Below are 24,082 nucleotides of genomic sequence, written 5' to 3'. Positions count from 1 at the left end.
GGCCGCCTTCACTTCGGCCCGATCATCTTCTCCGGCCGCACCACCTCGTCGAAGCGCTCCGCGGTGACGTAGCCCAGCCCCACCGCCTCTTCCTTGAGGGTGGTGCCGTTCTTGTGCGCCGTCTTGGCGACGGTTGTGGCGTTGTCGTAGCCGATCTCCGGGGCCAGCGCCGTCACCAGCATCAGCGACTCGCGCATGATCTTGGCGATGCGCTCCTCGTCGGCGCGGATGCCGACGACGCAATTGTCGGTGAAGGCCACGGCGGCGTCGCCGAGGAGCTGCATGGATTGCAGCACGTTGTAGGCCATCATCGGCTTGTAGACGTTGAGCTCGAAGTGCCCCTGGCTGCCGGCGAAGCCAACGGCGGCGTCGTTGCCCATCACCTGCGCGCAGACCTGCGTCATCGCCTCGCACTGGGTCGGGTTGACCTTGCCCGGCATGATCGACGAGCCGGGCTCGTTCTCGGGCAGCATCAGCTCGCCGAGGCCGCAGCGCGGGCCGGAGCCGAGCAGGCGGATGTCGTTGGCGATCTTGAACAGCGCGGCGGCGACGGTCTTGAGCGCGCCCGACATCTCGACCATCGCGTCGTGCGCGGCGAGGGCCTCGAACTTGTTGGGCGCGGTGACGAAGGGCAGGCCGGTGATGCGCGCCATGTTGGCGGCGACGGTCTCGCCCCAGCCCTCGGGCGAGTTCAGCCCGGTGCCGACGGCGGTGCCGCCCTGGGCGAGCTCGTAGATGTCGCCGAGCGCGCGCTCGACCCGCTCGATGCCCTTGCGGACCTGGTGGGCGTAGCCCGAGAATTCCTGCGCCAGCGTCAGCGGCGTGGCGTCCATCGTGTGGGTGCGGCCGATCTTGATGATCCCGTCGAACTCCGCGACCTTCGCCTCGAGCGCCCCGGCGAGCTTGTTCAGCCCCGGCAGGGTCACGTCGCGCGCGGTCATCGCGGTGGCGATGTGCATGGCGGTGGGGAAGGTGTCGTTGGACGACTGGCCCATGTTGCAGTGATCGTTCGGATGGACCGGGTCCTTGGAGCCGATCTCGCCGCCGAGGATCTCGATGGCGCGGTTGGCGATCACCTCGTTGGCGTTCATGTTCGACTGCGTCCCCGAGCCGGTCTGCCAGACCACCAGCGGAAAGTGGTCGTCGAGCTTGCCCGAGACGACCTCGCCGGCCGCCTCGATCATCGCGTCGGCGAGGCGCGCGTCGAGCTTGCCGCGCGCCTTGTTGGCCTCGGCGCAGGCCTGCTTGATGACGCCGAGCGCCCGAACGATGGCGATCGGCTGCTTTTCCCAGCCGATCGGAAAGTTCATGATCGAGCGCTGCGTCTGCGCGCCCCAGTACTTGTCGGCGGGGACCTCGAGCGGGCCGAAGCTGTCGGTCTCGGTACGGGTATCGGTCACGCGGGCTCTCCCTGACTGGTGCGCAATCGGCCCTGTCATAGCGCAGGAGCCCGGGAACACAACGCCTTCGCCGCCCCGTCAGCGGGGGGCGAGGCAGTCTCCGAGCGCGCCCGCGAGGTGGGCGACGAGCGCCGGGTAGAGCTCCGGGCCAATGGACAGGGCGGCGCCGAGCGGATCGGCCTCGGTCAGCACGATGTCGGTGCCCTCGGTGACGAGGCGGGCGAAATCGTCGCCTTCGGCGGGATCGACGAGGATGCAGCGCGTCCCGTCGCCGGCGAGCTGTTCGCGCAGCGCCCGGATGGTGGCGGGACCGGGGCGCTGGCCGTCGGTGAGGGTGATCGCCGCCGACTTGGTGAGGCCGAAGCGGGCGACGAAGTAGCCGTAACCGTCGTGGGATACGGCGAACGGGGCGGTGGCGACGGGCGCGAGCGCTTCGGCGGCCTCGGCGGTCAGCGCGTCGAGGGCGTCCCGCGCGGCGTCGGCATTGGCGCGGTAGGTGGCGGCGTTCTCCGGGTCGGCGGCGGCGAGCGCATCGGCGATGTGTCCGACCCAGACGGCCGCGACGACCGGATCGAGCCAAGCGTGCGGGTCCTCGCCGCCGTGCGCGTGGCCGTGATCGTCGTGGTCTTCGTGCTCGTGGTCCTCGTGATCGTCGTGCGCGTGCTCGTTGTGGTCGTGGTCGTGCTCTTGGTGCGCGTGCTCGTCGTGGTCGTGGTCGTCGTGCTCTTCGTGCGCGTCGTGCTCTTCCGCGTCTTCCACCGCCAGCCTCGGCCACCCCTCCGTCTCGAGAAGCGCCAGCATCTCCCCGCCGGACAGCGTCTCGAGCGGCTCGGCGAGCCACGGGGCGAGGGCGGGCCCGGTCCAGATCACGAGGTCGGCGCCGGAGAGGCGCGCGGCGTCGGAGGGGCGGAGCGCGAAATCGTGCGGCGAGGCGCCCGGCGGCAGCAGCAGCTCCGGCGTGCCGACCCCCTCCATCACCTGCGCCACGAGGCTGTGGACCGGCGCGATGTCGGCGACGACCGCCGGGGCCTCGGCGGCGAGAGGGCGGGCGACGAGAAGGAGCGGGAGGAGGTAACGGATCATCATTGCAACCTGCTTGCGGGTTTCGGACGGCGGCCGTATAGGGGAGATGTTATAACGTAACAACCCCGGATCGCGACCATGCAACAACAAGCCGTCGGTTTCGCCAGCCACGATCATGACGCCTGCGTCGCCGGTGCGCTGCGGCGCGCGGAGGAGAGCTGCGCCGCGCGGCGGGTGCAGTTCACGCCGGTGCGCCGGCGGGTGCTGGAGATCCTGCTCGAGGCCCATGCCGCGCTCGGCGCCTATGACCTGCTGGCCCGGCTGCGGGCGGAGGGGCTGGGCTCGAAGCCGCCCGTCGCCTACCGCGCGCTTGGCTTCCTGATCGCGCAGGGCTTCGTGCACCGGATCGAGCGGCTCAACGCCTTCGTCGCCTGCGCGGTGCCCGGCGCGGCGCACGATCCGGCCTTCATGATCTGCCGCGGCTGCGGCGCGGTGGCCGAGGCGGCGCTCGAGGCGCCGCTCGCCTCCACGGCGGCGCGCAGCGGCTTCGCCATCGAGCAGACGGTGATCGAGGCCGAGGGGCTCTGCCCCGGCTGCCGCGAGGATGCCGCATCATGCTGAACGACACGCTGCTGATCGCCGCGCGCGACATCGCGGCCCGCCAGGGCGGCCGCCCGGTGCTGGAGGGGGTGAACCTCAGCGTCGGCAAGGGCGAGATCGTCACCCTCGTCGGGCCGAACGGGTCGGGCAAGTCGACGCTGCTCAAGGTCATGCTCGGCGCGCTCGCGCCCGAGGCGGGGCGGGTCGCGCGGATGCCGGGGCTGCGGGTCGGCTACGTCCCCCAGAAGCTGCACCTCGATTCGACCCTGCCGATGACCGTGCGCCGCTTCCTCGACCTGCCGGTCCGCGCGCCGCGCGCCGCCGCCGAGGCCGCGCTCGAGCGCGCGGGAGTGGGGGCGCTCGGGCGGCGGCAGATGGCGGAGCTGTCGGGCGGGCAGTTCCAGCGGGTGCTGCTGGCGCGCGCGCTGCTGGCGCGGCCGCACCTGCTCGTGCTCGACGAGGCGACGCAGGGGCTCGACCAGCCCGGCTCGGCCGACTTCTACCGCCAGATCGAGGCGGTGCGCGACGACCTCGGCTGCGGGGTGCTGATGGTGAGCCACGAGTTGCACGTGGTGATGAGCGCCTCCGACCGCGTCGTCTGCCTCAACGGGCATGTCTGCTGCGAGGGCACCCCCGCCGCCGTCTCGGCCGCGCCGGAATGGCGGCAGCTGTTCGGGACCGGCACCGGCGGCGCGCTCGCGCTCTACCGCCACGAGCACGACCATGCCCACCACGACCACGGGCACGACCACGACCACGGCAGCCACGACCAGCTTCATGCTTGACGATTTCCTGGTGCGCGCGGCGCTGGCCGCGGTGGGTGTCGCGCTGCCCGCCGGGCTGCTCGGCTCCTTCGTGGTCTGGCGCCGGATGGCGTATTTCGGCGACGCCACGGCCCACGCGGCGATCCTCGGCGTGGCGCTGGCGCTGATGTTCGAGTTGTCGGTGCTCTGGGGCGTGGTCGCCGTCGCGCTGGCCATGGCCGCGGCGCTGCATGCGCTCGAGGGGCAGGGGCGCGAGGTCAACTCGGCGCTCGGGGTGCTGGCCCACGGCGGGCTGGCGGCGGGCCTGCTCGCGGTGGCGCTGGTGCCGGGCGGGCGGGTCGATCTCGACGCCTACCTGTTCGGCGACGTGCTGACCGTCACCCGGGGCGACCTCGTGGTGATCTGGGGCGGCGGCGCGCTCGTCGCGGCGCTGCTGATCTGGCGCTGGTCGGCGCTGCTCACCGCGACGCTCAACCCCGACCTCGCCGCCGCCGCGGGCATCGACGCCCGCCGCGAAACGCTGCTGCTCGTGGTGCTGATGGCGCTGATGGTGGCGGTGGCGCTGAAGGTGGTCGGCGCGCTGCTCATCACCGCGCTGCTGATCATCCCCGCCGCCGCCGCCCGCGGCCTCACCCGGACGCCGGAGGCGATGGCGGGCGTGGCGGCGCTGATCGGGGGCGTGGCGGCGCTCGGCGGGCTGGGGCTGGCGCTGCGGCTCGACACGCCGGTCGGGCCCAGCATCGTCTGCGTCGCGGCCTCGGCCTACGCGGCCATCGCGCTGGCCGGGGCGCTGCGGCGGTAGGCGACGGGGGCGGGGGCGGCTGCCCCCGTCGCCGCCGCCGGCGGCGACTCCCCCGCGCATATTGGGGGCCAGATGAAGATCAGACGTCGAGCCAGACCGTCACTGGGCCGTCGTTGACGAGCGCCACCTTCATGTCGGCGCCGAAGCGGCCGGTCCGGGTGGGGATGCCCTCGGCGGCGAGCGCGTCGGCGAGGGCGAGGTAGAGCCGCTCGCCGTCGGCGGGCGGGGCGGCGGCGGAGAAGCCGGGGCGGTTGCCGCGCGAGGTGTCGGCGGCGAGGGTGAACTGGCTCACCACGAGCGCCGCGCCGCCGGTGTCGGCGAGGGCGCGGTTCATCTTGCCGGCGCCGTCCTGGAAGATGCGCAGCCGCGCGATCTTGCCGGCGAGGGCGGCGGGTCGGTCGTCGGCGTCGCCGCGCATGGCGCAGGCGAGGATCAGCAGCCCGGGCCCGATCTCGGCGATGCGCGCGCCGTCGACCGTCACCGAGGCCTCGCTGACCCGCTGGACGAGGGCTCTCACAGTTCCGACGCCCAGGGCGGGTTGGCCCCGGCGCGGGAGACGGTGACGGCCGCGGCGCGGGCGCCGAGGGCGAGGGCGGCGGCGAGGGTCTCCTCGTCGAGGGTCTCCATGCGGTACTTGGTCAGCGCGCCGCGCGCGTGGAGGCTGGCGAGGATGCCGGCGTTGAAGGTGTCGCCCGCGCCGACGGTGTCGACCACCTGCGTCGGCACCGCGGGCTGGTCGATCGTGTGGGCGCGGGTGTAGCCGGTGACGCCGTCGCCGCCGCGGGTGACGAGGACGAGCTTGGGGCCCTGTTCGAGCATCCGCCTGGCGAGGCAGGCGATCTCGCCGTCGCCCTCGAGCCAGCGCAGGTCGTCGTCGGACACCTTGACGATGTCTGCGGCGGCGATCATTCGGCCGATCCGGGCTCGGTAGGCGGACTCGTTGCGGATGAATTGCGGGCGGATGTTCGGGTCGATCATCGTGACGCAGTCGGGCGCGGCGCGCCGCATCAGCGCCTCGTAGGCGCTGCCGCAGGGCTCGACCATCAGGGAGATGCCGCCGAAGAACAGCGCGCGGGCGTCGGTCTCGGGCAGGTCGTCTTCCTCGAGCATCCGCCCGGCGGTGTTCTCGTCGTAGAACAGGTAGCTGGCCTGGCCGTTGACGAGCTTGACGAAGGCGAGGGTGGTGGGGCGGTCGCTGACGGGGGCGAGGGTGGTGTCGACGCCGCTCTCGGCGAGCGAGGCGCGCAGCATGTCGCCGAAGAAGTCGCTCGACAGGCCCGAGAAGAACGACGCCGGGGCGCCGAGGCGGCCGAGCGCGACGGCGGTGTTGAAGACGGCACCGCCGGGGGCGGGCAGGTAGGTGTCCTCGCCGCTCTCGGTGGTCCTCGGGAGCATGTCGATCAGCGCTTCGCCGCAGGCCAGGATCATGGGGTCCCTCTCGTTTGCAGGAGTCCGGGCACAATGCCGCCGGGGCGCGGGCGATTCAAGGCTGCGGGCTTAACGGTTCCTCAGGATTCGTGCGGCAGGATGGGGGGCGTGACAATGGGAGGAGCGGAAAGATGACCTAGCGATTGGTGGCATAGAGATAGCCGATCCCGGCGGCGAGGATCAGGCCGAGGATGACGGCGAAGGCGATCTTCCAGGCCGAGTAGGGGCGCTCGCCCTGCACCTTGCCCGTGCGGCCGTTGACGACGAAGCGGAAGCTCTGGCCGTTGTACTTGTAGGCGGCCATCCAGACCGGCAGCAGGATGTGCTTGAAGGTGACGTCGCGCACCTCGGTCTGGATGTCGTGGACGCGCTGGCGGTCGCCGCCGATGTCGTACTTCACGTCGCGCAGGATCATCCGGTCCATGTAGGCGCGCGCCTCGGTAAAACCCTCCTCGAGCGGCACCTGATAGGCTTCGGCGGTGAAGCCGGCGAGAAATTCGGGGCGGTAGGGCTCGAGGGCGGAGAGGTCCCACGGCTCGAGCGCGTCGGTGTACTTCTTGGGCAGCGACTTCGAGGCGAGTACGAGGACGTCGTCGAAGAAGCGCTGCACCCGTCCGGTGGCGCGGCGCCAGCGGGTCCGGCGCTCGCGGATCTGCTTGCGCTCGCCGTTGCGGGTGACGGTGCGGGTGACGTAGTAGTCGTCGCCCCGCTCGCCGCTGTAGCGGCTGGACGTGTCGGCGTCGAAGGTCCAGTAGGGGACGTAGATGCCGTTGAGCTTGCGCCCCTTGCGGGCGTACTGGCGCAGCCCGTTGGGCGCGAACCAGAGCTTGCCGAGCCAGGCCGTCATCGCCTCGTGCGCGGCGCGCTCCTCGACGGCGAAGGGCAGCAGGCCGCGCGGCTTGATGTGGCGGGTGGTGCCGGTGTCGGTGACGACGGGCGTGGCGCAGAAGGGGCACTCGGTGGCGTGGGTGTCGCCTTCGAACTCGATGAGCGCGCCGCAATTCGGGCAGGAGGTGGTGCGCACCTCCTCCATGTCGGCGGCGTCTACCTTGCCCTGCAGGGCGGTCGCGAAGTCGAGCTCGCGGATCGAGCCGCCGCCCCAGGGGCCGGCCTCCTCGACGGGCTCGGTGTTGCCGCAATGGTCGCAGACCATCTGGTTGCTCGCCGGGTCGAAGCGCATGTCGGCGCCGCAGACGGTGCAGGGGAAGTGGTGCTCGTCGGCCATGTCCGGCGGATCCTGTCGTGGCTGTCGCGCTCACCATAGGGGCGCGCGCGCGGGAAAGAAAAGCCTGCCGGGGCAGGGGATGCCTGTGCTAGCGATTTCGGCGAAGGATGCGGCACGATCGGGAGGACCGGCGATGACAATGCGGCTTTGGGTGCTGGCCGGGGCGCTGCTGGTGGCGGGTGGCGAGGCCGGAGCGCAGGGGCTCGAGAGCTACCGGTTCAAGTGGATCGGGGCGAACGGATACCGGCTCGCGGGCGGCATGGCGTTCGATCCCGCCGCCGCCGGCGACGACGGGTTGATCCGCGAGGACGCGGTGGAGTGCTTCTTCATCGAGGGCTACCGGCACGACCGTCCGCTCGGGCGCTGGGGGCTCGCGGCGCTGCGCGAGGAAACGACGTTCTACCTCGAGTTCGACCCGCGCACCCGCCGCTTCTCGCTGCCCTCCGAGGAGGCGCCCGTCACGCAGGGCTGGAACATGGACGGCGTCGGCGACAATTGCGGCGCGGGGGGCTTCGGCTTCAACGTCGGCAACTACGCGCAGGACATCTGCCTCGACAACCGGCTGATCGCGGACTCGCAGATCGATCCATGGACCGAGCTGCGCGCGGTGCCGGATCCGGGCCTCGCGATGCCGGACGACGCCTGCCGCGGCCCGGTGCTGATGATGAAGCGCTGAGCCTCAGCCGGCGGGCGGCGGCGGAGGCGGGGGCGGCGGCATCACGGTGAAGAGCTGCGCCAGCTCCGACACCTCGTCGGCCGGCTTCCAGCCGTCCTGGCCCGCCGTCCAGACCAGCGTCTGCCGGGTCAGCTCGCCCTCGGCGGCCATCCGGCCGAGCCGGGCCTTGGAGAACGGGCCCCTCGTCGCGCCGTTCTCGGCGATGTGCCAGACATGCTCGACCGGCGGCGGAGGCGGGGCCGGCGCGGCCGCGGCGGCGGGCTGCGGACGCTGCCCCCAGGGGCCGGCGGCGGCGCCCATCGCGTTGCCCATCGCCATGCCGATGCCGGCGCCCATGCCCGCGCCCATCGCGTCGCCCATGGTGCCCGGCTGGCCCATCGCCTCGGCGGCCTTCCACTTCATGTGGTCGTCGAGGTTGCCCGCGATGCCGCGCGAGGTGCGCGCGTCGAGCGCCTTCTCCACGGCGGGCGGCAGCGAGATGTTCTCGATGTAGAGCTCGGGCAGGGTGAGGCCGTATTGCTTGATCGTCGCCGAGATTGCCTCGGCGACCAGCTTGCCGAGCTCGGCGGTGTTGGCCGCCATGTCGAGTGCCGGGATGCCCGAGGCGGCGAGCGCGCGGGACACTTCCTGCACGATGATGTTGCGGATCTGGAAGGTGATCTCGTCGGTGGTGAACTCGCCGTCGGTGCCGACGATCTCGGTCATGAACAGGGACGGGTCGGTGACCTTGATCGTGTAGGTGCCGTAGGCGCGCAGCCGGATCGGGCCGAATTCCGGATCGCGCAGCATCACCGGGTTCTTGGTGCCCCACTTGAGGTTGGTGAAGCGGTTGGTGGAGACGAAGTAGATCTCGGACTTGAACGGGGAGCGGAAGCCGTGGTCCCAGTGCTGCAGCGTCGTCATGATCGGCATGTTGTTGGTCTCGAGCATGTAGAGACCGGGGGTGAAGACGTCGGCGAGCTGGCCCTCGTGGACGAACACCGCCGCCTGGCCCTCGCGCACCGTCAGCTTGGCGCCGTACTTGATCTCGTGGCCATGCCGCTCGAACCGCCACACGAGGGTGTCGCGGGTGTCGTCGGTCCACTCGATAACGTCGATGAACTGGCCGGAAAGAAAATCGAAAAGCGCCATCTCGCGAACCCTGCTTCTAATGCGTTTGCGCGAAATATAGGGAGCCTCTCGCCGCAGCGCTACCGCAAGCTTGCGCGAAGGGGCGGCGTTCGCCCCTCCGCGCGGGCGGCTTATTCGTCCGTCATGTGGACGTAGGCCATGTTGGTGATCTGGCGGGTGGCCGGATCGACGTGCAGCATCACCTCGCTGCCCTCGGTGTCGAAGGCCGACATGATGCCGCGCTCGGCGTCGACGACGTGCAACATGGTGAACCCGTTCATAATGAGCTTCGCCGCAAGCGCGTCGTACTCTTCCGACGGCATTTCCTCGTCGGCCATCGCCGCGAGGGGGAGGAGGAGAACCACGGAAGCGACTGAGAAACACTTTCTAAAGGAAGGCATGGCAGTATCCAGTCTTGTTCAGAATCGGGAAAGGATCTGCGAAAGGTGCAGGTCTCCCGGATCAGTGGTCGCAAGTGTGGAGAGGCAGGACGAACAGCACGAAATGCATCCTTACCTAACGTCAAGCATACGCCGGAATGCCGCGAGAATCTACGTCAAGCGTCTCCCTCCGCGGCGCGCGCGGTGGAAGACGTTGTTATCGAGCTTTATTTCGTTCGCCGGTCAGCTGCCGCCGCCGACGAGCTCCGCGGCGATGGCGCGCACGGTCGGGCGGGCCTCGGCGGCCGTCATCCCGGGGGTCAGCCGGTCGTCGTAGAGCATCTGCAGCAGCAGCTCGTCGTGGCGCGTCAGCAGGGCGAACTCCTCGTCATCGTTGAAGATCGACGGGCGCGCGGTGGGGCTGTCGTTGGCGAGGCCGAGCCCCTGCGCGAGCTCCTCGTGGATGCACGACAGGCGCAGCAGCTCGGGGTGCTCGGCGCGGATCAGGGCGACGGCGCGGGTGTAGGTCGCGCTCTGGCCCTGGCTGAAGGCGAGGACGAGGCAGAGGGTGCCGCGGTCACGGGTCTGGAAGGCGCGGATCGAGCCGTCGGTGATGCCGGGGATCAGCTCGCGCAGCCGGTTGGCGCTGTTGCGGCGGTCGTCCTCGGTCAGGATGAGGACGTGAAAATTGGCGTCGCTCTCGTCGTAGCGCATCGGGTGGCCGGTGACGCGGGCGAGGCGGGCGACGTAGCTGCGCACGTTCTCGAGGTCGGCCTCGCGCTGCTCCACGGGCACGCCGTCGCCGAACTCGACGCCGAAGCGCACCGGCATCTCCCAGCGGCGCAGCCGGCTCTCGGTGGTGCGGGCGCGCAGCTCGTCATTCTCCGAGACGTACTCGTCGTAGAGCGCGATCTGCTCGAAATTGCGCGCCAGCATCGCCGCCGTAAAGGGGGTGTCGGACCCGCCCCCGTCCCGGCGCAGCAGGCCGCGCACGCTCAGGTCGGCCTCGAGGCGGCGGTAGAAGCTCGCCAGCTCGACGCTGTCCGCCGAGGGAACCTGGACCCGGCGTGGCGCCGGTGCCGGGGCGGGCGCAGGCGCGGCGACGGTCTGCACCGGCGGCTGCTCCGCCACGGGCGCCGGCGCGCCGACTTCCGAGCAGGCGCCGAGTGCCGCCAGTCCGGCGAAGCTGGCGGCTCCGAGAAACGCGCGGCGGATCATCGCGCCCCCGCCGACTGGCCGACGGTCTCGCCGAGCCCGGTCCGGCGCGACTTCGCCGCCGCCAGCGTCTGTTTCAGCTCGGACTCCATGGACTGCAGGTCCGCCTCGGCGGCGGCGCGCTTGCGCTTCCCCTCGTCGGCGATCTCGAGGCTCTCGTTGATCGTCGCGATCAGGTTGGCGTTGGCGGCCTTCACCGCCTCGATGTCGAACACGCCGCGCTCCATCTCGGTGCGGATCGTGTGGTTGGCCTGCCGCAGGTTCTCGGCGTTGGCCTGCAGCAGGTCGTTGGTCAGGTCGTTGGCCTCGCGCACCGCGCCGGCGGCCTCGGCCGAGCGCTGGATCGTCACCGCCTGGGCGAGCTGGGTCTCCCAGAGCGGCACGGTGTTGAGGAGCGTCGAATTGATCTTGGTCACCAGCGACTTGTCGTTCTCCTGCACCAGCCGGATCGAGGGCAGCGACTGCATCGTCACCTGCCGCGTCAGCTTGAGGTCGTGGACCCGGCGCTCGAGATCGTCGCGCGCGGCGCGCAGGTCGCGCAGCTCCTGCGCCTTCATCACCGCCTGCTCCTCGGGCGCGCCGTTGACCTCGGCCTCCTTGGCCGGGATCACGTCGCTGTCGAGCTCCGCCAGCTTCGCCTCGCCGGCGGCGATGTAGAGGCCGAGCTCGTCGTAGAAGGCGAGGGTCTTGTCGTAGAGCTGGTCGAGGCTCTCGATATCCTTGAGCAGCGTGTGCTCGTGGCGCAGCAGATCGTCCGTCACCCGGTCGATCTGCTCCTGCACCTCCTCGAAGCGCGCCGCGAACTTGGCCGCCGGCGCGGCGCGGCCGATCAGCTTCTCCCAGAACGACCGCTTGCGGCGGCCGTCGAGCTCGGAGACGTTGAAGCCGCGGATCGTGGTGACGATCTCGCGCAGGCTGTCGCCGGCGGGGCCGACATCCTTGTTGCGCACGCCCTGCAACATCATCTGCGAGATCGTCTGCAGCTCGCTCTGGGCGGACGAGCCGAAGGCGATGATGGAGCCGGTGTCGGCGAGGTCGATCTCGTCCATCCGCTTGCGGATGGACTCGGCGGTGGGCGGGTCTGCGGTCTCGATGGCGACGAGTTCCCCTTTCGGCTCGGGCAGCACGACGGCCGTCACCTTTTCGACGTCGGCGAGCGCGGTCCGGGCCTTCTCCATGTTGGCGGCAACTTTCTCTGACATCCTGTTCCCCTCGTCGGCCTAAACGCCCTCGCGCTGCAAACGATCCCGCAGCACCTTGATTTCGATATCCATGTCCGTGCGATCGTCCAACAGCATCTTCTCGGTGCGGGCGGCGAAATTCTGCTCCAGGTCGGTGAGCAGGGCCTCGTAGGCGGCGCGCGCCTCCGGGTCGGGGCGGCGGGTCCAGAGCTCGGCGAACTTGGCCGTCGCGTCGCGCGCGCCCTCGAGGTAGACGCCGAGGAACTTGCGCGCGCCGGCGAGGTCGCGCGGATCCTGCTCGACGGTGCGGATCATCTTGCGGGCGGTGCCGCAGAAGCCGGCGACGCGGTCGTGCAGGTCGCGCTCGCCGGTGGTGCGGATGTGGCCCCAGATGGCGTCGAGGTGCTCCTCGGCCTCGTCGACGACCCGGGCGACCCGGTCCTGCTGGAAGGCGTCGATCCCCTCGAGGCGCTTGTCCTTGAGCGGGTCGATCCCGAAGGCGGCCACGTGCAGGCCCCCGGCGGCGACGCCGTAGAGCACCGAGCCGACGAGCCCGGCGTCGCCCGTCCAGCCCGCGAGCGCGACGCCGATGCCGGTCAGCGCCGAGGCCGCCAGCTTGCGCGGCATTGCCGGACGGCGGGCGACGTTGCGGGCGTCGTAGGCCGCCTCGGCGCGCAGGCCCTCGCGCAGCAGCCAGGCCGCGAGCGCCAGGATCGCGGCGGCGACGAGCGAGACGAGCAGGGTGACGGGGCCGTCGTTGAGCGAGGTGATCGCGAGGATCAGCGGCGGCAGGAACAGCAGGTTGGCGCGCAGGCCCGCCGCGTCGACTGGGGCCTCGCTCAGCGGGGCCGGGGGCGGCCGGCTGCCGCCGGCACCCGTGCCGCCGCCGCTGCCGCCGGGGCTGAAGCGGCCACCGAAGCGCTTCGCCATCAGACCGCCCCGAGCCAGCCGGCGGAGATGCCCACCATCAGGGCCAGCAGCAGCAGGTAGGCGACGAGGCGGAAGGGCGGGGGCATCCCGGCCTCAGCCCCGGCCGCGCCGCTGCCGCCCGGACGCCGGGCGGGACGCGCGAAGTCGAGCACCGCCTGCGCGGCCATGACCAGCGCGGCGAGCACCAGAAGGACGAGGATCAGTCGCATCATGTTTCAGCATCTCCTTGTCTCCTCGATGATAGGTGCGCGACGGTGCGATTACGAGTGGTGCGACTGCAGCGCCTTGCGCTCGGCGTTGAGCTTGCGGGAGTAGCCCGACTGGATGATCTCGACGGCCACCAGCACGATGACGGAGAAGTAGAAGGTGCTCTTCGACATCGGCACGATCTCGTAGCCAAACACCCGCAGCGCCAGCGCCTTGGCCTCCTCGTGCGCCATGCCCATGGCCTCGGCCCCGTGCACCGCCGCCTGTCCCGCCTCGCCGAGCAGCACCACGCCGACGATCAGCAGGATGAACAGCCCGAGCACTTCGTACATCCGGTTCTTCTGCAGGAAGCGCGTCACCCCGTCGGCGAGCACCAGCATCGCGACGCCCGACAGGATGATCGCCGTCGCAAGCACCGCGAAGACCTGGGTGATGGCGATGGCCGAGAGCACGGAGTCGAACGAGAAGATCAGGTTCATGAACACGATCAGCGCCACCACGCTCGCCGCCGACTTGCCCGACTTCGCCTCGACGTCGTGGCTCGGATCGTGCAGCGACAGCATGTGCGAGATTTCCTTGACGGCCGTGTACATGATGAACGCGCCGCCGATGGCGTAGACGATGGTGGCGAAGTTCACCCCGCCGGTGATGACGCCTTCCCAGTCGAGCACGTAGAACGGCGCCTCGAGCCGGTCGAGCAGCGTCACCATCAGGAACAGCAGCACGATGCGCAGGGTCACTGCGATGATGATGCCCCAGAACCGCACCGCGCGCTGGCTCGCCACGGGCGCGCGCTGGCTCTCGATGGAGATGTAGAGCAGGTTGTCGAACCCGAGCACCGCCTGCAGGAAACAGAGCATCAGCAGGTTGGTGATATTCTCCAGGGTCAGCAGGTCGGCCATTCGGGGGTCTCCGTCGGTGAGGCGGTGCGGGTCAGGATGCACAGGGTCGGCAGGAGGGCAAGCCGCCTCCCTGCCGCTCGAGCTAGCGGGGCGGCTTGCGCGGTCCAGTGGGCCCGGGGCGCGCGGGGCCGCGGGGGCGGGCGGCGTCGCCGTCGTCCCGCCCGGCCGCGCGGCGGCGCTGGGGCTTGGGCCGCGCGTCGAGCCCGAGCTGGTCGCGCAGCACCTTCGGGCGCACCTCCTCGACCTCGCCGGCGGCGAGGTTGCCGAGCTGGAACGGCCCGTAGCTGATCCGGATCAGCCGGTTCACCTTGATCCCGATCGCCTCCATCGCGCGGCGGATCTCGCGGTTCTTGCCCTCGCGCAGCGCCACCGTCATCCAGGCGTTCGCGCCCTGCTGGCGGTCGAACGTCACGCTCATCGGCTGGTAGCGCACGCCCTCGACGCTGATCCCCCTGCGCAGCGGCTCGAGCTTGGCATCTTCCACGTAGCCGTGGCTGCGCACCCGGTAGCGGCGCAGCCAGCCCGTCGCGGGCAGCTCGAGGCGGCGCTTGATCTCGCCGTCGTTGGTCAGCAGCAGCAGCCCCTCCGACGCGATGTCGAGCCGCCCCACCGACATCACCCGCGGCATCTCCTCGGGCAGCGCGCCGAAGACGGTCGGGCGGCCCTTCTCGTCGCGCTCGGTGGTCACCAGGCCGGCGGGCTTGTGGTAGAGCCACAGCCGGGGCGGCTCGGGCGCGGCGACGGGCTTGCCGTCGACGAGGATCCGGTCGCTGGTCGTGACGTTGAGGGCGGGGCTGTCGATCAGCCGCCCGTTCACCGACACCCGGCCGGCCTCGATCATCCGTTCCGCCTCGCGGCGCGAGGCGACGCCCCGGCGCGACAGGATCTTGGCGATGCGCTCGCCGGCATGTTCGTCACTCATGGTCCCGCCATACCGCCGGCGGGGCGGCGCGCGCAATCGGTCATCCTCTGTCCTGGAAATATCCCCGCCGGAGGCATCCGCCCTTGCCGCCCGCGCCGGCCGGCTCCAAGACGGAAGCATGAGCTTCACCAGCCACATGGACGCCGCCCTCGCGGAGGCCCGCGCGGCCGCCGCGCGCGGCGAGGTGCCGGTGGGCGCGGTCGTCGTCGCGCCGGGCGGCGCTGTCGTGGCGCGGGCGGGCAACCGCACCCGCGAGCTCGCCGACCCGACCGCCCATGCCGAGCTGCTCGCCATCCGCGCCGCCTGCGCCGCCGCCGGCTCCGACCGGCTGCCGGGCCACGACCTCTACGTCACGCTCGAGCCGTGCCCCATGTGCGCCGCCGCCATCGGCTTCGCCCGCATCGCCCGGCTCTATTACGGCGCGGCCGATCCCAAGTCGGGCGGCGTCGCGCATGGCCCTCGCGTCCTCGCCCACCCGCAGAGCCACCACCGCCCGGAGATCTACGACGGCATCGCCGCCGGGCCCGCCGCGGCGCTCCTGCGCGACTTCTTCGCCGACCTGCGCTGACTTGTCCGCCCGCGGGCGTCTCGCCAATCGCGCCGCAGGTGTTACACAGGCGGGGCCACGCGAAGCAGGGAAGCCAGCGCCCATGTCCGACGAACCGACCATCCACGACCTCTTCGTCATCGGCGGCGGGATCAACGGCTGCGGCATCGCGCGCGATGCGGCGGGGCGGGGGCTGTCGGTGGCGCTCGCCGAGATGAACGACCTCGCCTCGGCGACCTCCTCGGCCTCCACCAAGCTGTTCCACGGCGGCCTGCGCTATCTGGAGTTCTTCGAGGTCCGCCTCGTGCGCGAGGCGCTGATCGAGCGCGAGACGCTGCTGAGGGCGATGCCCCACATCTCGTGGCCCCTGCGCTTCGTGCTGCCCTACCACCGCGACATGCGCTTCGAGAGCAGCACCCCCACCTCGCGCATCCTCAACACGCTCGCGCCCTGGAGCCGCGGCCGCCGGCCGGCCTGGCTGATCCGGCTCGGGCTGTTCCTCTACGACAATCTCGGCGGCCGCCGGATCCTCCCCGGCACCAGCACGCTCGACCTGCGCACCGCCCCCGAAGGCGCGCCGCTCGTCGACGAGTTCGAGACGGCCTACGAATATTCCGACTGCTGGGTCGAGGATGCCCGCCTCGTGGTGCTCAACGCGCGCGACGCCGAGATGCGGGGCGCGCGGATCATGGCGCGCACCAAGGTGCTGGGCGCGCGGCGCGCGGGCGACCTGTGGGAGATCGAGGTCGAGGAGCGCGACAGCGGCGCGCGGCGCAGCGAGCGGGCGCGGATGCTGGTGAATGCCGGCGGGCCGTGGGTCGGCGACATCATCCACGATCGGGTGCAGGTCGACAGCCGCGAGGGCGTGCGGCTGGTGCGCGGCTCGCACATCGTGACGCGGCGGCTGTTCGAGCACGACAAGTGCTACTTCTTCCAGGGCACCGACGGGCGGATCATGTTCGCGATCCCCTACGAGACCGATTTCACCCTCATCGGCACCACCGACGCCGAGCACACCGACCCTTCCGTCCGGCCCGTCTGCACGCCCGAAGAGCAGCGCTACATGATCGACTTCGTCAACCGGTACCTGAAGGCGCCGATCTCCGAGGACGACATCGTCTGGACCTATTCCGGCGTCCGCCCGCTCCACGACGACGGCGCGAACTCGGCGACGGCGGCGACGCGCGACTACACGCTGAAGGTCGACGATACCGGCGGCGCGCCGATCCTCAACGTCTTCGGCGGCAAGATCACCACCTACCGCCGCCTCGCCGAGAGCGCCCTCGCGCGGCTCGCGCCCTACGTTCCGCAGGCCAGCGGTGCCTGGACGGCCGGGGTGGCGCTGCCGGGCGGCGACTTCGAGGTCGAGGAGGTGGAGGCGCTGATCGCGAGGCTGCAGGAGCGCTACGGCTTCCTCGACGCGCGCTGGGCGCGGCGGCTGGTGCGCGCCTACGGCACCGAGGCCGACGAGGTGCTCGGCGACGCCGCGACCGCCGCCGACCTCGGGCGCGACTTCGGCGCGACCCTGACGGAGCGCGAGGTCCGCTGGCTGATGGACAGGGAATACGCCCGCACCGCCGAAGACGTCGTGTGGCGCCGCAGCAAGCTCGGCCTCCGCCTCGACCCGCCCCAGATCGCGGCGCTCGACGGCTGGATGGAGACCGCCCGCGCCCACGCCGCCGCCGCGGAGTAGACGGGCTGGCCCTCGCCGCGCGTTTCGGGTCTGTTGCGCGGGAAGAGGCGAGGGGGGAACACCATGAAGATACTCATCACCGGCGCGGCCGGCATGATCGGGCGCAAGCTCGTGGCGCGGCTGGACCGCGACGGCGCGCTGGGCGGCCGGGCGATCGAGGCGCTGGTGCTGCACGACATCGTCGCCCCCGACCCGGAGGCGGGCGGCCTCGCGGTCACCACGCTGACCGGCGACCTCGCCGCGCCCGGCGCGGCGGAGGCGCTCGTGGCGCACCGGCCCGACATCGTGTTCCACCTGGCCGGCGTCGTGTCGGGCGAGGCGGAGGCGAACTTCGAGCTGGGCTACCGGGTCAACCTCGACGGCACGCGCGCGCTTCTCGAGGCGATCCGCGCCGCCGGGCACGCGCCGCGCGTCGTCTTCACCTCGTCCATCGCCGTCTTCGGCGCGCCGTTCCCGGAGGTGATCCCCGACGACTTCCACCCCACGCCGCTGACCTCCTACGGCACCCAGAAGCTGATCGGCGAGGCGCTGCTCAACGACTATTCCCGCCGCGATTTCCTCGACGGCGTCGCGCTGCGGCTGCCGACGATCTGCGTGCGGCCGGGCAAGCCGAACAAGGCGGCCTCCGGCTTCTTCTCGGGCATCATCCGCGAGCCGCTGGCCGGTCAGCGCGCGGTGCTGCCGGTGCCGCGCGAGGTGGTCCACACCCACGCCAGCCCCCGCTCCGCCCTCGGCTTCCTGCTCCACGCCGCGGCGATGGACACCGCCCCCCTCGGCGGCCGCCGCGCCCTGACCCTGCCGGGCGTCGGTGTCAGCGTCGCCGAGCAGATCGCCGCCCTCGAGCGGGTCGCCGGCCCCGACGCGGTCGCCCTGATCGACGAGGTCCCCGACCCGACCGTGCGCGCCATCGTCGCCGGCTGGCCCACCCGCTTCACCGCCACCCGCGCCCGCGACCTCGGCTTCGAGGCGGACGCCGATTTCGATGCGATCATCCGCGCGCATATCGAGGACGAACTGGGTGGGGCGCCGGGAAACTAGCCGCGACGGCGCCGTCCTCTCTGAGAGCCCCGCCTAGACGTCCAGTTCCTCGACGAACCGCGCGTTCTCCGAGATGTACTGGAAGCGCAGCTCCGGCTTCTTCCCCATCAGCCGCTCCACGAGGTCCGCCGTCTCGCCCGGCTCCTCGTCGTGCAGCGACACGCGGATGAGCTTGCGGGTCTCGGGGTTCATCGTGGTGTCCTTGAGGTCCTTGGCGTCCATCTCGCCGAGGCCCTTGAAGCGCTGCACGTCGATCTTGCCCTTGCCGCCGAGGCCCTTGCCCATCCAGTAGTCCTTCTCGCGGTCGTCGGCGACGTAGAGCCGCTTGGCGCCCTGGGTCAGCCGGTAGAGCGGCGGGCAGGCGAGGTAGAGGTGGCCGTGGTCGATCAGCGGGCGCATCTGGGTGTAGAAGAACGTCATCAGCAGCGAGGCGATGTGGGCGCCGTCGACGTCGGCGTCGGTCATGATGATGATCTTGTCGTAGCGCAGATCGTCGATGCTGAACTTCGTCCCCAGCCCCACGCCGAGCGCCTGGGCGAGGTCGTTGATCTCGGCGTTGGAGCCCAGCTTGGAGGCCGCCGCGCCCAGCACGTTGAGGATTTTGCCCCGCAGCGGCAGCAGCGCCTGGGTCTTGCGGTCGCGCGCCATCTTGGCGGAGCCGCCCGCGCTGTCGCCCTCGACGATGAACAGCTCGGTGCCGTCGCGGGCGGAGGTCGAGCAGTCGACGAGCTTGCCCGGCAGGCGCAGCTTCTTGGTCGCCGACTTGCGCGCCGTCTCCTTCTCCTGACGCCGCCGCAGCCGCTCCTCGGCGCGCAGCACGAGGAAGTCGAGAATCGCGCCGGCCGACTTGGTGTCCGAGGTCAGCCAGTGGTCGAAGTGGTCGCGCACCGCCGCCTCGACGAGCTTGGCCGCCTCGGTGGTGGCGAGCCGGTCCTTGGTCTGGCCGACGAACTCGGGCTCGCGGATGAAGCAGGACACCAGCGCGCAGCCCCCGGTGACGAGGTCGTCGCGGGTGATGTCCTTGGCCTTGCGGTTGTTGACGAGCTCGCCGTAAGCGCGGATGCCCTTGAGGATCGCCGCCCAGAAGCCCTGCTCGTGGGTGCCGCCCTCGGGGGTCGGCACGGTGTTGCAGTAGGACTGGATGAAGCCGTCGCGCGCGGGCGTCCAGTTGATCGCCCACTCGACCTTGCCCGGCGTGCTGAAGCGGCTCTGGAAGTCGACCGTCCCGGCGAAGGGCTTGTCGGCGTAGGTCGAGGCGCTGCCCAGCGTCTCGACGAGGTAGTCCGACAGGCCGCCGGGGAAGTGGAACGTCGCCTCGCGCGGGGTCTCGCCGTCGTCGATGGCCGATTTCCAGCGGATCTCGACGCCCGAGAACAGGTAGGCCTTGGAGCGCACCATCTTGAACAGCCGCGCGGGCTTGAAGCGGTGATGGCCGAAGATTTGCTCGTCGGCGTGGAAGGTCGTGGTGGTGCCGCGCCGGTTGGGCGCCGCGCCGACCTCCGCGACCGGGCCGAGCGGCACGCCGCGCGAGAACCGCTGCTCCACGAGCTTGCGGTCGCGCGCCACCTGCACGACCATCGAATCCGACAGCGCGTTGACCACCGACGCGCCGACGCCGTGCAGGCCGCCCGAGGTCTGGTAGGCCTTGCCCGAGAACTTGCCGCCCGCGTGCAGCGTGCACAGGATCACCTCGAGCGTCGACTTGCCCGGGAACTTGGGGTGCTCCTCGAACGGCATCCCCCGCCCGTTGTCGCGGATGGTGATGGCGTGATCGTCGTGCAGTTCCACCTCGATGCGGTTGGCATGGCCCGCGACGGCCTCGTCCATCGAATTGTCGAGCACCTCGGCAACGAGGTGATGCAGCGCCCGCTCGTCGGTGCCGCCGATATACATGCCGGGCCGCTTGCGCACCGGCTCCAGCCCCTCGAGGACTTCGATCGAGGAGGCGTCGTAGGTGTCGGGCTCGGTGCCCTTGAGAAGGTCGTCTGGCATGGGCGTGCTGCTCTTGGTTGGTTGCCGGCCACTATGTCAGAGCGCCGCCGCCGTTGGAAGGCTGGGGCGGCTTGACGCGACGCGGATCGCGGCGGAGGCTCCGCGCGATCACCGTTCAGGAGTTGCCCATGTCCGCCGCCAGCACCGTCCCCGTCATCGACCTCGCCGCCTACCGTGCCGCCGGAGAGGCCGAACGGGCCGCCATCGCCGCCGAGGTCGACCGCGCCTGCCGCGAGACGGGCTTCCTCGCCATCGCCGGGCACGGCGTGCCCGAGGACGAGATCGCGGCGGTGCGGGCGGCGGTTCGCGGCTTCTTCGACGGGCCGGCCGAGGCGAAGGAGGCGGTGCGCCCCGCCAAGGGGCAGCCCTACGGCTATCTCGGCCTCGGCGCCGAGGCACTGGCCCGTTCGCGCGGCGAAGAGACCCCGCCCGACCTGAAGGAGAGCTTCAACGGCGGCCCCCTGACGCGCCCCGAGGGCGAGAGCGACCCGGACGCGCTCGCCTTCTGCTACGCGCCCACGCCGTTCCCCGACCAGCCCGGCTTCCGCGCCGCGTGGGAGGCCTACTACGCCCGCATGGAGACGCTCGCCGCGCAGATCATGGAGCTCTTCGCCGCCGCGCTGGACCTGCCCGCCGACTACTTCGCCCCCTACATCGACGCCCCCATCTCCGCCCTGCGCGCGCTGAACTACCCCGCCGCCGAACGTCCGCCCGAAGCCGGCCAGCAGCGCGCCGGGGCGCATACCGACTACGGCTCGCTGACCATCCTGCTGCCCGATCCCGGCAGCCGGGGCCTCGAGATCCTGACGCCCGGGGGCGAGTGGCGCGGCGTCGCGCCGCCGGAGGGGGCGTTCGTCATCAACATCGGCGACCTGATGGAGCTCTGGACCGGCGGGCGCTGGCGCTCGACGCTGCACCGGGTCGTCGTCCCGCCCGAGGCGGCGCTGGAGCGGCGCGGCTCGCTCGCCTTCTTCCACCAGCCCAACTGGCACGCCGAGATCGCCCCGCTCGAGGGCGGCGGCGCCTCCGTCACCTCCGGACCCTACCTGATGGCCAAGTTCGCCGCCGCCACGGCCTGAAGAGCCGTTGCCACTGCCGCCGAAAGCGCTAGGGTCGCCTCCGAAATCGTTTCAGGAGGCAGAAACATGCGGATTTTCTTCACCGGCGGCAGCGGCAAGGCCGGTCGGCACGTGGTGCCATACCTGCTCGAGCAGGGGCACAAGGTGGTCAACGCCGACCTCGTCCCGCTCGATCACCCGGACGTCCAGAACCTGCGTGTCGACCTCACCGACGCCGGCCAGGTCTATTCCGCCCTCCGCGCCTGGGGCGGCTTCGAGGAACTCGACCCGGGCACCGGCGTGCCCGAGTACGACGCCATCGTGCACTTCGCCGCGATCCCCGCGATCCTCTTCCGGCCCGACCAGGAAACCTTCCGGATCAACACGATGAGCACCTACAACGTGCTCGAGGCGGCCTCGAAGTACGGCATCAGGAAGGTCATCTTCGCCTCGTCCGAGACGACCTACGGCGTCTGTTTCCGCGACGGCGTGATCCAGCCCCAGTACATCCCCGTCGACGAGGAGCACCCGACCGTCCCGCAGGACAGCTACGCCATGTCGAAGGTGGTGAACGAGGTGACGGGCCGCTCCTTCCACGAGCGCACCGGCCACGACATCTACGGGCTGCGCATCAACAACGTGATCGAGCCGCACGAATACGCGCAGAACTTCCCCGCCTTCCTCGACAACCCGGGCCTGCGCCGGCGCAACATCTTCGCCTACATCGACGCCCGCGACCTCGGCCAGATGGTCCAGCGCTGCCTCGAGACGGACGGGCTCGGCTACGAGGTCTTCAACGTCGCCAACGAGGACCTCTCCACCGCCGCCAAGACCAGCGAGATCCGCCGCGACTTCTACGAGGGCGTGCCGGTGAAGAAGGAGATGGGCGAGAACGAGACGTTCTACTCCATCGACAAGGCCAAGAAGCTGCTCGGCTTCGCGCCGAAGCATTCCTGGCGCGAGGTCCTCGACGACCCCCGCGCCTGACGACACCGTAGGGTGCGCATTCATTGCGCACCCCGCACCCCTCACGCCACCCGGCGCATCCCCAAGACCCGCGCCCGCTTCCGCGGATCCTGGTCGAACAGCGCCGCGAGCTGCTCCGTCATCGCCCCGGCGAGCTGCTCCACGTCGGTGATCGTCACCGCGCGCTCGTAGTAGCGCGTCACGTCGTGGCCGATGCCGATGGCGATCAGCTCCACCAGCTTGCGCCGCTCCACCATCGCGATCACGTCGCGCAGGTGCTTCTCGAGGTAGTTCGCCGGGTTCACGCTGAGGGTGGAATCGTCCACCGGAGCGCCGTCGGAAATCACCATCAGGATCCGGCGCTGCTCGGGGCGGCCGATCATCCGGCGGTGCGCCCATTCCAGCGCCTCGCCGTCGATGTTCTCCTTCAACAACCCTTCCTTCATCATCAGCCCGAGGTTCTCGCGGGTCCGCCGCCAGGGCGCGTCGGCGGCCTTGTAGACGATGTGGCGCAGGTCGTTGAGCCGCCCCGGCGCCGCCGGCCGGCCCGCCGCGAGCCACTCCTCGCGGGCCTTGCCGCCCTTCCAGGCGCGGGTGGTGAAGCCGAGGATCTCGACCTTCACGTCGCAGCGCTCGAGCGTGCGGGCCAGCACGTCGGCGCAGATCGCGGCGATCGAGATCGGCCGGCCGCGCATCGAGCCGGAATTGTCGAGCAGCAGCGTCACCACCGTGTCGCGGAATTCCATGTCCTTCTCGACCTTGAAGGACAGCGGCGTCGTCGGGTTGGCCACGACCCGCGCCAGCCGGCCGGCGTCGAGGATACCTTCCTCGCGGTCGAACTCCCAGCTGCGCGATTGCTTGGCCTGCAGGCGGCGCTGCAGCTTGTTCGCCAGCCGCCCGACGGCGCCCTTCAGCGGCTCGAGCTGCTGGTCGAGGTAGGCGCGCAGCCGCTCCAGCTCGGCGGGCTCGGCCAGCTCCTCGGCGCCGATCTCCTCGTCGTGCTCCGAGGTGAAGACATCGTAGTTCGGATCGGCTTCCGAATAGGGCTGCGGGGCAGGGGGCTCGAGCGGCGCCTCGCCCTCGGGCATCTCCGTCTCCTCGGCCGTCTCGGCGTCGGCCAACTCGTCGAGGCTGACCTCGGCCTGGCTGGCGTCCTGCTGCTCCTCCTGACTCGATTCCGGCGACGCGTCCATCTCGTCGCTCTCGTCGCTGTCCTCCTCGCCGGTGGAGTCGGGCTGCTCCTCCTGGTCCTCCTCGTCCGACGCGCTGTCCTCGCCGGTCTCGTCCGGCTCGTCGGGATCGTCGCCGAGCTGGTCGCCGTAGCCGAGCTCCTTGATGAGCTGGCGCGCGAGACGCGCGAAGGCCTGCTGGTCGTCGAGCGCGGCGTCGATGCCGTCGAGCGAGCCGCAGTTCTTCTCGATGTAGCCGCGCCACAGCTCCATCACGTTGCCCGCCGCCGGCGGCAGGTCGCGCCCGGTGGCGAGGTGGCGGATCAGGTAGCCCGCGGCCACGGCGAGCGGCGCCTCGAAGGCCTCGCGCACCTGCCCGTAGCCCTTGCGGCTGGCCTCGTTGCCGATCTTGGCGTCGATGTTGCCCGCGGTGCCGGGCATGTGCCGCGCGCCCACGGCCTCGACCCGCGCCCCCTCCATCGCCTCGTAGAGGTCGCGCGCCATCTGCCCCTCGGGCATGTAGCGCGCTGACACCTTCGGGTCGTGGTACTTGTGGCGCAGCGCGTAGGCGTCGGCCGTGCCGCGCGCCAGCAGCACCTCCTCGCGCGTCATCCGCCGGCTCACCTGGGGCAGGCGCACCGACTCGGCGCTCTGGCCCGGCGGGTCGACCGAGTAGGTGACGGCGAGCTCGGAATCGTCGGCGAGCACCTTGGTCGCCTCGGCGAGCGCCTTCTTGAAGGGATCTGCGGGGTTGTCAGTCGGTCCGGCCATATCGCCTATATGCGCCCTTCGCGCGCCCGCGAAAAGGCCCCCCGTCGCGCGCCGCGCCCCGGCTTCATCTGGCCCTAAATATG

24 protein-coding genes are annotated in these 24,082 nt (G+C 71.0%); 9 read left to right on the top strand and 15 right to left on the bottom strand.

Annotated elements, in window-relative coordinates:
- Positions 1-8: 8 nt before the first annotated feature.
- Positions 9-1,400 (bottom strand): class II fumarate hydratase, encoded by a 1,392-nt coding sequence (gene fumC, locus OG2516_RS06015; protein ID WP_007254742.1) that lies wholly within the window; start codon positions 1,398-1,400, stop codon positions 9-11.
- A gap of 78 nt (positions 1,401-1,478) precedes the next feature.
- Positions 1,479-2,486, bottom strand: coding sequence for a zinc ABC transporter substrate-binding protein (locus OG2516_RS06010; RefSeq protein ID WP_007254741.1), 1,008 nt, complete (start codon positions 2,484-2,486; stop codon positions 1,479-1,481).
- Positions 2,487-2,561: 75 nt separating this feature from the next.
- Here OG2516_RS06010 and OG2516_RS06005 point away from each other — a divergent pair, with 75 nt between their 5' ends.
- The 3 genes from OG2516_RS06005 to OG2516_RS05995 are packed head-to-tail and all read left to right on the top strand — an operon-like array spanning position 2,562 to position 4,589.
- Entirely contained in the window at positions 2,562-3,044 is a 483-nt protein-coding gene (locus OG2516_RS06005; protein ID WP_007254740.1) for a helix-turn-helix domain-containing protein, read from the top strand.
- Positions 3,038-3,808, top strand: coding sequence for an ATP-binding cassette domain-containing protein (locus OG2516_RS06000; RefSeq protein WP_007254739.1), 771 nt, complete (start codon positions 3,038-3,040; stop codon positions 3,806-3,808). The genes OG2516_RS06005 and OG2516_RS06000 overlap by 7 nt, the downstream gene beginning before the upstream one ends.
- Complete coding sequence (locus OG2516_RS05995) at positions 3,801-4,589, top strand: metal ABC transporter permease (RefSeq protein WP_007254738.1); 789 nt, start codon at positions 3,801-3,803, stop codon at positions 4,587-4,589. Before OG2516_RS06000 ends, OG2516_RS05995 begins: the two co-directional genes overlap by 8 nt.
- 79 nt (positions 4,590-4,668) lie before the next feature.
- On the opposite strand, the gene dtd is transcribed toward OG2516_RS05995, so the two are convergent.
- From dtd to OG2516_RS05980, 3 genes are all read right to left on the bottom strand, one after another.
- On the bottom strand, positions 4,669-5,106 hold the full coding sequence (gene dtd / locus OG2516_RS05990) for a D-aminoacyl-tRNA deacylase (protein ID WP_040614992.1): 438 nt from the start codon (positions 5,104-5,106) through the stop codon (positions 4,669-4,671).
- On the bottom strand, positions 5,103-6,017 hold the full coding sequence (locus OG2516_RS05985; RefSeq protein WP_007254736.1) for a carbohydrate kinase family protein: 915 nt from the start codon (positions 6,015-6,017) through the stop codon (positions 5,103-5,105). Before OG2516_RS05985 ends, dtd begins: the two co-directional genes overlap by 4 nt.
- 136 nt (positions 6,018-6,153) lie before the next feature.
- The gene (locus tag OG2516_RS05980; RefSeq protein ID WP_007254735.1) at positions 6,154-7,242 is read right to left on the bottom strand and encodes a TFIIB-type zinc ribbon-containing protein; all 1,089 of its coding nucleotides are present in this window, start codon (positions 7,240-7,242) and stop codon (positions 6,154-6,156) included.
- A 133-nt stretch (positions 7,243-7,375) separates the two neighbouring features.
- Here OG2516_RS05980 and OG2516_RS05975 point away from each other — a divergent pair, with 133 nt between their 5' ends.
- Positions 7,376-7,918, top strand: coding sequence for a hypothetical protein (locus OG2516_RS05975; protein ID WP_156799278.1), 543 nt, complete (start codon positions 7,376-7,378; stop codon positions 7,916-7,918).
- Between the two features lie 3 nt (positions 7,919-7,921).
- Here OG2516_RS05975 and OG2516_RS05970 read toward each other — a convergent pair whose 3' ends face one another.
- The 8 genes from OG2516_RS05970 to OG2516_RS05935 form a co-directional block, all read right to left on the bottom strand.
- Positions 7,922-9,049, bottom strand: a complete 1,128-nt coding sequence (locus OG2516_RS05970; RefSeq protein WP_007254733.1) for an SPFH domain-containing protein — start codon at positions 9,047-9,049, stop codon at positions 7,922-7,924.
- A gap of 110 nt (positions 9,050-9,159) precedes the next feature.
- On the bottom strand, positions 9,160-9,393 hold the full coding sequence (locus tag OG2516_RS05965; protein ID WP_156799277.1) for a hypothetical protein: 234 nt from the start codon (positions 9,391-9,393) through the stop codon (positions 9,160-9,162).
- Positions 9,394-9,651: 258 nt separating this feature from the next.
- Positions 9,652-10,626 (bottom strand): DUF2927 domain-containing protein, encoded by a 975-nt coding sequence (locus tag OG2516_RS05960; protein WP_007254731.1) that lies wholly within the window; start codon positions 10,624-10,626, stop codon positions 9,652-9,654.
- Positions 10,623-11,825, bottom strand: a complete 1,203-nt coding sequence (locus OG2516_RS05955; RefSeq protein ID WP_040614991.1) for a toxic anion resistance protein — start codon at positions 11,823-11,825, stop codon at positions 10,623-10,625. The genes OG2516_RS05960 and OG2516_RS05955 overlap by 4 nt, the downstream gene beginning before the upstream one ends.
- Positions 11,826-11,843: 18 nt before the next feature.
- A complete protein-coding gene (locus tag OG2516_RS05950) occupies positions 11,844-12,734 on the bottom strand; it encodes a 5-bromo-4-chloroindolyl phosphate hydrolysis family protein (RefSeq protein WP_007254729.1) in 891 nt (296 codons plus the stop codon).
- Positions 12,734-12,946, bottom strand: a complete 213-nt coding sequence (locus OG2516_RS05945) for a hypothetical protein (RefSeq protein WP_007254728.1) — start codon at positions 12,944-12,946, stop codon at positions 12,734-12,736. The genes OG2516_RS05950 and OG2516_RS05945 overlap by 1 nt, the downstream gene beginning before the upstream one ends.
- A 48-nt stretch (positions 12,947-12,994) precedes the next feature.
- Positions 12,995-13,843, bottom strand: a complete 849-nt coding sequence (locus OG2516_RS05940; protein WP_007254727.1) for a TerC family protein — start codon at positions 13,841-13,843, stop codon at positions 12,995-12,997.
- A gap of 82 nt (positions 13,844-13,925) precedes the next feature.
- Complete coding sequence (locus tag OG2516_RS05935; RefSeq protein WP_007254726.1) at positions 13,926-14,765, bottom strand: pseudouridine synthase; 840 nt, start codon at positions 14,763-14,765, stop codon at positions 13,926-13,928.
- A 118-nt stretch (positions 14,766-14,883) separates the two neighbouring features.
- Here OG2516_RS05935 and OG2516_RS05930 point away from each other — a divergent pair, with 118 nt between their 5' ends.
- The 3 genes from OG2516_RS05930 to denD all read left to right on the top strand — a co-directional run bounded on the left by OG2516_RS05930 (position 14,884) and on the right by denD (position 18,043).
- The gene (locus tag OG2516_RS05930) at positions 14,884-15,333 is read left to right on the top strand and encodes a nucleoside deaminase (RefSeq protein WP_007254725.1); all 450 of its coding nucleotides are present in this window, start codon (positions 14,884-14,886) and stop codon (positions 15,331-15,333) included.
- 82 nt (positions 15,334-15,415) lie between these two features.
- Entirely contained in the window at positions 15,416-17,005 is a 1,590-nt protein-coding gene (gene glpD, locus OG2516_RS05925) for a glycerol-3-phosphate dehydrogenase (RefSeq protein WP_007254724.1), read from the top strand.
- A 63-nt stretch (positions 17,006-17,068) separates the two neighbouring features.
- Entirely contained in the window at positions 17,069-18,043 is a 975-nt protein-coding gene (gene denD, locus OG2516_RS05920; RefSeq protein ID WP_007254723.1) for a D-erythronate dehydrogenase, read from the top strand.
- A 33-nt stretch (positions 18,044-18,076) separates the two neighbouring features.
- Here the strand turns inward: denD and parE are convergent, their stop codons facing one another.
- On the bottom strand, positions 18,077-20,035 hold the full coding sequence (gene parE, locus OG2516_RS05915) for a DNA topoisomerase IV subunit B (RefSeq protein ID WP_007254722.1): 1,959 nt from the start codon (positions 20,033-20,035) through the stop codon (positions 18,077-18,079).
- Between the two features lie 128 nt (positions 20,036-20,163).
- Between parE and OG2516_RS05910 the strand changes: the two genes are divergently transcribed.
- A complete protein-coding gene (locus OG2516_RS05910; protein WP_007254721.1) occupies positions 20,164-21,114 on the top strand; it encodes an isopenicillin N synthase family dioxygenase in 951 nt (316 codons plus the stop codon).
- A gap of 66 nt (positions 21,115-21,180) precedes the next feature.
- Positions 21,181-22,080, top strand: coding sequence for an NAD-dependent epimerase/dehydratase family protein (locus OG2516_RS05905; protein ID WP_007254720.1), 900 nt, complete (start codon positions 21,181-21,183; stop codon positions 22,078-22,080).
- Positions 22,081-22,121: 41 nt separating this feature from the next.
- On the opposite strand, the gene cobT is transcribed toward OG2516_RS05905, so the two are convergent.
- On the bottom strand, positions 22,122-23,999 hold the full coding sequence (cobT, locus tag OG2516_RS05900) for a cobaltochelatase subunit CobT (protein ID WP_007254719.1): 1,878 nt from the start codon (positions 23,997-23,999) through the stop codon (positions 22,122-22,124).
- Positions 24,000-24,082 lie beyond the last annotated feature (83 nt).

The sequence above is a fragment of the Oceanicola granulosus HTCC2516 genome (assembly GCF_000153305.1).
Classification (GTDB): domain Bacteria; phylum Pseudomonadota; class Alphaproteobacteria; order Rhodobacterales; family Rhodobacteraceae; genus Oceanicola; species Oceanicola granulosus.
The sequence above is the reverse complement of the archived record's forward strand: the minus strand, read 5'-3'. Positions and strand labels throughout refer to the sequence as shown.